Genomic DNA, 4532 nt, shown 5'->3' with positions numbered 1-4532 from the left:
GGCCCGCCAGCACTGCCGCCGGGGCCGCGCGCCTAGCGGGCGGGGCGGGACGGCTGCCGGCCCTGGCGAGCGACACAATCGGTCTCCTTCAGTTCGCGGATGGCTTGCGGCAGGCGCGGACCCGTGCCCAGCGCCAGCAGGTCGTCCATGACGACGATGCAATCATTCGCGGCGGCCGGGGTGTTGGCAATGCCCGGCATGGCCAGCAGTTTCTGCATGCCGCCCGAGGATTCCAGCGACATGCGCGGCACCACGATCACCTGCGGGGCCAGGGCGCTCAGCGCCTCGGCGGACAGGGGCTTGTAGCCTTGCTGGTCGGACAGCACATTCACCAGGCCCGACAGCCGCAGCACCAGTGAAGCCGCGGTATGGTCACCCGCGCCCAACGGGGTGCCCGTGCGGTTCATGATCAATACGGCGCGCGCCTGTGATTCGGGCAGCGCGCGCGCTTCTTTCAGGGCCGCGTCGACGGACGCAGCCAGCTCCGCGCCGCGTTCGGGCACGCCCAGCGCGTCGGCGATCTGGCGGATGCGGTCGTGCAGCGATTGCACCGAGGGCTGGTCGGACACCATGGCCACGGGCACGCCCACTTCCTTCAGGCGCGCCAGGGCTGCGGGCGGGCCGGACTGGTCGGACGCCAGTATCAGGTCGGGCCGCAAGGCCAGCACGCCTTCGGCCGGCACGGCGCGGTAATAGCCGATGCGCGGCAACTGGTTGGCTTGCGGCGGATACACGCTGGACAGGTCGTTGCCCACCAGCCGGCCGCCCTGGCCCAGCGCGTAGACGATCTCGGTAACCGTGCCGCCCAGGGCCACCACGCGCTGGGCGGGCGGGTGCTTTGCCGCGTGGGTGGGCAGCGCCAGCCACGCGGCCGCCAGGGTCGCCGCCAGGGTCTTCAACAAGCGTGCTGCCATGATGCTCCTTTGTTGCGTTCAGGCGGGCCGTTGCTCAGGCAGCCAGGGGCTGGGCGCACAGGCTGCCCAGCAGGGCGCGCCATTCGGCCAGTTCCGGCTTGCCGGGCTTGCGTTCGCCGAAGAACTGCACAATAAGGTCGCCATTGTCGGCATAAAGTTCCAGCGAGGTTACCCATCCGTCGCTGGTGGGCTTGCTGACCACCCACGCCGACGCGATGGCCTGCGTGTTCAGGTGCAGATTGAACTTGGGATCCAGCACATTGAACCACGGGCCGGTGCGGCGCAGGTTCGCGACCGGGCCGGTGTGGATCTGGATCATGCCGCGGTTGCCCACGAAGCACATGATGGACAGGCCCGATGCGGCCGCGGCCTGCAGCATGCGTTCGGCGGTGTCGGTGTCCACGCGCTGGGCCAGGTCGGTGCCCACCGCCTTCAACGCCGCCAGGCGCGACACCTTGAACTTGCGCAGCAGGGGAAAGAACTGGTGAGTGTCGTGCATGGCCAGCCAGGCCGCGCGCAGGGCGGCGGGGTCGCTGACGGTGTCGGCGTCGTCGCTGGCGGGAACCACCTGGCTTTGCGGCCACGCGGGCTCGCCCGCGAAACGCGCCACCAGGGCGTCGTACGCGGCCGCGTCGCTGGCGTCGGTGCGGTATACCTTGTGCACCGCCACCCCGGCCCGGTCGAAGAACTGCAGGCTGTGGCGGCCGTCCTGTTCCACTGCCCAGGCGGTGTCCCATTCATTGAAGAACACGCGCAGGTCGATGTCCGGACCCAGCACCAGGCCCACGGAGCCGCCGGCCTGTATGGATTCGTACTGGCCATGGCGCTCATGCACACACCATTCGTTGCGCGTCAGCGCCATGACTTCGCCCAGCGAACCCAGTTCGCGGAAGATCTGCTGCGGCGATTCGGCGCGGGTCAGCGCGGTGGCGCGCAGCCCATTGCACTGCGCGGCCACCCATTGCGCTTCGGATACCCCCAGGGCTTGCGCCAGGTTGCGCGCGCGCTGCCCGGGTTGCGTTGCGGCCAGTGCGTCGTTGCGGGCGCGCAGTTGTTCGCTGAGTTCGGCGTAGGAAGGCTTGCTCATCGGTAATGCTCCAGTGTCCGGGCGTGGCGGGCGGCCTGTGTTGCCTGGGCCGCCATAGGCCGGCCCAGGGTTCAGTATTGGTAGGTTAATGAAATGCGCACGCTGCGCCCAGGTTCGGTGTACCAGTCTACTGGACGCGGCAGGGCCGTCGCGCCCGCCGTGGGCACGTTGATGGCTTCCCAGTACTTCTTGTCGAATACGTTGAAGACGCCCGCGCGCACCAGCAGGCCTTTCACGGCCGCCGGCTTCCAATAGCCCATCAGGTCCACCACGCCATAACCAGGGGCCTGGAAGTCCGGATACGGGGCTTCGGCCGATGCGTCGGTGTATTCCACCTTGTCGCGGCGGGTGGCCGTGGTCAGCATGGCGTCCAGGCCCCAGCGGTCTTGCGCATAGCCCAGGCCCACAATGGCCTTGAGCGGGGGCACCGAGTTCAGGTGCTGGCCGGTGCCCTGGTCTTTGCCTACTGTCCAGGCCACCGAGCCCCACGTGCGCCAGCCCGGCGCGAAGCGCCAGTGCGCCGAGGCTTCCGCGCCATAAATGCGCACCCGGGCGCGGTTCACGGCACCCGTGACGCCCAGCGGATACTGGGCCGCCCAGCCCGGCTGCCACTGCGGAGAATCGGCCGTCAGCGGCACCTGCTTGTCGATGAAGTCCTGGTAGCGCGTGTCGAAGAACGACAGCGCGCCGCCCAGGTCGTCATTGCCCAGGCGGGCGCCCAGTTCCCAGCCGCGGCTGGATTCGGGTTTCAGATAGGGGTTGCCCGCGCGCAGATACGTACCGGGGGCGCCGTAGTTCGTATACAGCTCGGTGGCGGTGGGCGCCTTGTAGCCGTAGGCGTACTGCGCATACAAGGTGACCTGCTCGCGTGCTTTCCAGGTGCCCAGCAGGCGCGGCGAAAAGCGTCCGCCGCTGGAAGACGGCGGCAGTCCGCCCGCGTTCGGGTTGCTGTCGTAGCTGTCGGTGCTTTGCGGCTTTTGTTCGTAGTGGTCGTAGCGCACCGCGGGCGTCAGCGTGTAGCGCCCCTCGGCGAAGCCGATCTCGTTCTGTGCCCACAGGGCCCACTGGCTGCCTTTCACGCGCGGCATGTCGGCCTGGTCGGTGTGCAGCAGGTCGCACGAACGCGGGCCGAAGGGGGCCGGCAGCCCGGGCGGAATGGCGGGGCAGTTGTCGTAGCCGTCGGAGTACTGCTCGGTGCGGTTGCCCATCCATTCGGCGCCCGCTGTCCACAGCTGCGACACACTGCCGTCGAAGCGGCGCGAAGCTTCGGCATTCACGCCGAACAGGCTTTCCTGGATGGAGTTGTCGCGGCCATAGGCGCCGCTGGGAAACCCATAGCGGAACGGATCGCCGGGAATGATGCGGGCGCGCGCATCCACGCTGCGCATGGCGTCCAGCCCCTTGTCCAGGCGCAGGCGCTGCCAGTACACCACGGCCTTGGCGCTGTCGACCAGGCCGCCGGGGCTGGGCGCCTGGTATTCGTAATCCAGCGACACGCGCTTGCGCTCGATGTTCTCGCTGGCGCTGTTCTCGCCCAGCAGGTAGCTGGTGCCGGGGCCTTGCAGGTACTTGCTGTCGCTGTCGGATTCGTGGCGGAACAGTTCGCCCGTCAGGCCCACGCGGTGGCCGCCATCGAGACGTTGCTGCAGTTTCAGCAGGACATTGCGCTGGGTGTAGTGTTCCGGGTCGGGCCGGCTGCGCTCGGCGCCGTAGCCACCCTGGCCGGCACGGTTGTCCAGCTCGTGGCCCTTGCGCACGCCGGCCTGCAGCAGCCAGGTGGTGTTGGCCTGCAGGCGCCCGGCCAGCGCGGCATGAGCGGCGCGGCTGGTGTCGGCCGAATCGTAGTCGCCCTTGACCAGCGCGCCGAAGTTGCGGCCGTCTTCCAGCAGGTCGTCGGGGTTCAGGGTGTGCAGCTCGGCGGCGCCGCCCAGCGCGCCCGACCCCACGGAAGTGGAATCGGCGCCGCGCATGATGTCCAGCCGCGATAGCGATTCAAAACTCACCGCGTTCAGGCCGCCCTTCACGCCGCGCGCGCCGTCGTCCAGCCATGGCAGGCGGATGCCATCGACGCGCGTGGCGACGCGGTCGCCGTCCAGGCCGCGGATGTTGATGCTGCTGTTCTGGCGGTTGTAGTTCACGCCCGCGTCCAGGCGCTTGCCCACGTCCTGCCAGCCGCGCACCTGCAGGTTCTGCAGATCCTGGCGGGTTGCGGTGCTGGCCCAGGCCGGGTCGGCTTGCGGGGTTTCGGCTTCAACCATGACCGGCGCCAGTTGGGTCACGGTGGCATCGCGCGGCAGCAACACGAAGGTGCCCTTGCCGCGTTCGCGCGCCGCCAGGCCGGTGCCATCCAGCAGGCGGCGCAGGGCCTCTTCCACCGAATACGCGCCTTGCAGGCCGGCGCTGTGGCGGCCGCGTACCGCATCGGGCTGGAACAGCACGGTGACCCCCGCCTGGTCGGCAAAGCGGCCCAGCGCCGCGGCCAGTTCGCCGGCCGGTACTTGATAACTGCGCGTGGCCGGCGCGGCCTGTGC

Annotated in this window: 3 protein-coding genes; all 3 read right to left on the bottom strand. The window is 69.2% G+C overall.

The window, feature by feature from the left end; genetic code table 11:
* Window positions 1-32: 32 nt before the first annotated feature.
* Window positions 33-914, bottom strand: a complete 882-nt coding sequence (locus LPZ50_RS22190) for a heme/hemin ABC transporter substrate-binding protein (protein ID WP_230665004.1) — start codon at window positions 912-914, stop codon at window positions 33-35.
* Window positions 915-948: 34 nt separating this feature from the next.
* Complete coding sequence (locus LPZ50_RS22185) at window positions 949-2001, bottom strand: hemin-degrading factor (RefSeq protein WP_230665003.1); 1053 nt, start codon at window positions 1999-2001, stop codon at window positions 949-951.
* A gap of 71 nt (window positions 2002-2072) precedes the next feature.
* Window positions 2073-4532 (bottom strand): TonB-dependent receptor (locus LPZ50_RS22180; protein WP_230665002.1); only part of this gene is annotated, 2460 nt, incomplete at its 5' end.

The organism is Bordetella petrii (assembly GCF_020991325.1).
Lineage (GTDB): Bacteria > Pseudomonadota > Gammaproteobacteria > Burkholderiales > Burkholderiaceae_B > Bordetella_A > Bordetella_A petrii_E.
Note: the sequence above shows the minus strand (reverse complement) of the source record. Positions and strands in the feature narration are given on the sequence as shown.